The sequence below is a fragment of the Laspinema palackyanum D2c genome, assembly GCF_025370875.1.
Classification (GTDB): Bacteria; Cyanobacteriota; Cyanobacteriia; order Cyanobacteriales; family Laspinemataceae; genus Laspinema; species Laspinema palackyanum.
Window position 1 is genome coordinate 1 of record NZ_JAMXFD010000065.1, and the last position, 2267, is coordinate 2267.

At 54.4% G+C, this 2267-nt stretch carries 1 rRNA gene; it reads left to right on the forward strand.

The features are described 5' to 3' along the window. A 23S ribosomal RNA gene (locus tag NG795_RS28290) occupies positions 1–2267 on the forward strand; the annotation flags it as partial.

A 2267-nucleotide genomic window follows, 5' to 3' on the forward strand; every position in this document is an offset into this window, starting at 1 on the left:
ACCGCGTGCCTGTTGAAGAATGAGCCGGCGAGTTATAAGCACTGGTAGGTTAAGGCAAACACTGCCGGAGCCAAAGCGAAAGCGAGTCTGAATAGGGCGTTAATCAGTGTTTATAGACCCGAACCCGGGTGATCTAACCATGTCCAGGATGAAGCTTGGGTAAAACCAAGTGGAGGTCCGAACCGACCGATGTTGAAAAATCGGCGGATGAGGTGTGGTTAGGGGTGAAATGCCAATCGAACCCGGAGCTAGCTGGTTCTCCCCGAAATGTGTTTAGGCGCAGCGGTCGAGATTTAAACCTGGGGGTAAAGCACTGTTTCGGTGCGGGCTGCGAGAGCGGTACCAAATCGATGCAAACTCTGAATACCAGGGGAACACTCGGCCAGTAAGACGGTGGGGGATAAGCTTCATCGTCAAGAGGGAAACAGCCCAGACCACCAGCTAAGGTCCCCAAATTGTCACTCAGTGATAAAGGAGGTGGGAGTGCAAAGACAACCAGGAGGTTTGCCTAGAAGCAGCCATCCTTGAAAGAGTGCGTAATAGCTCACTGGTCAAGCGCTCCTGCGCCGAAAATGAATGGGGCTAAGTGACATACCGAAGCTGTGGAATACATATTTTGTATTGGTAGGGGAGCGTTCTATATGGGGTGAAGCACTAGCGGCAAGCAGGTGTGGACTGTATAGAAGTGAGAATGTCGGCTTGAGTAGCGAAAATATTGGTGAGAATCCAATACCCCGAAACCCTAAGGGTTCCTCCGGCAGGCTCGTCCGCGGAGGGGTAGTCGGGACCTAAGGCGAGGCCAAATGGCGTAGTCGATGGACAACGGGTTAACATTCCCGTACCTTCGGTTGTTGGTGTAGAGTGACGGAGAAGGCTGCCGCCAGCCGGATGTTGGTTACCGGTTCAAGTGTTCGAGGTGTTGAGGGACGGCGAAAACGTCCTGAGCTGAGGCACGAGTACGAGACCCTACGGGGTCGAAGTGGTAGGAGTCCAGCTTCCAAGAAAAGCTCATTGCACCATAAACAATCGAGGCCCGTACCCGAAACCGACACAGGTAGGGAGGTAGAGAATACTAAGGGGCGCGAGATAACTCTCTCTAAGGAACTCGGCAAAATGGCCCCGTAACTTCGGGAGAAGGGGTGCCCCCTCAACAGGGGGGTCGCAGTGAAGAGGCCCAGGCGACTGTTTATCAAAAACACAGGTCTCCGCAAAGTCGCAAGACGCGGTATGGGGGCTGACGCCTGCCCAGTGCCGGAAGGTTAAGGAAGTCGGTCAGGGGGTAACCCTAAAGCTGGCGACTGAAGCCCCGGTGAACGGCGGCCGTAACTATAACGGTCCTAAGGTAGCGAAATTCCTTGTCGGGTAAGTTCCGACCCGCACGAAAGGCGTAACGATCTGGGCGCTGTCTCGGAGAGAGGCTCGGCGAAATAGGATTGTCTGTGAAGATACGGACTACCTACACCTGGACAGAAAGACCCTATGAAGCTTTACTGTAGCCTGGAATTGGGTTCGGGCTTGGCCTGCGCAGAATAGGTGGGAGGCGTGGAAGTACCCCTTGTGGGGGGTATGGAGCCATCGGTGAGATACCACTCTGGCCAAGCTAGAATTCTAACCTTAACCCATTATCTGGGTAAGGAACCGTTTCAGGTGGGCAGTTTGACTGGGGCGGTCGCCTCCTAAATGGTAACGGAGGCGCGCAAAGGTTCTCTCAGGCTGGTTGGAAATCAGCCGTCGAGTGTAAAGGCACAAGAGAGCTTGACTGCAAGACAAACAAGTCGAGCAGGTAGGAAACTAGGCCTTAGTGATCCGACGGTTCCTCGTGGAAGGGCCGTCGCTCAACGGATAAAAGTTACTCTAGGGATAACAGGCTGATCTCCCCCAAGAGTCCACATCGACGGGGAGGTTTGGCACCTCGATGTCGGCTCATCGCAACCTGGGGCGGAAGTACGTCCCAAGGGTTGGGCTGTTCGCCCATTAAAGCGGTACGTGAGCTGGGTTCAGAACGTCGTGAGACAGTTCGGTCCATATCCGGTGTAGGCGCAAGAGCATTGAGAGGAGCCTTCCTTAGTACGAGAGGACCGGGAAGGACGCACCGCTGGTGTACCTGTTATCGTGCCAACGGTAAACGCAGGGTAGCCAAGTGCGGAGCGGATAACCGCTGAAAGCATCTAAGTGGGAAGCCCACCTCAAGATGAGTGCTCTCATGGAGTTAATCCAGTAAGGTCACGGGCAGAACACCCGTTAATAGGCGCTAGGTGGAAGTGCAG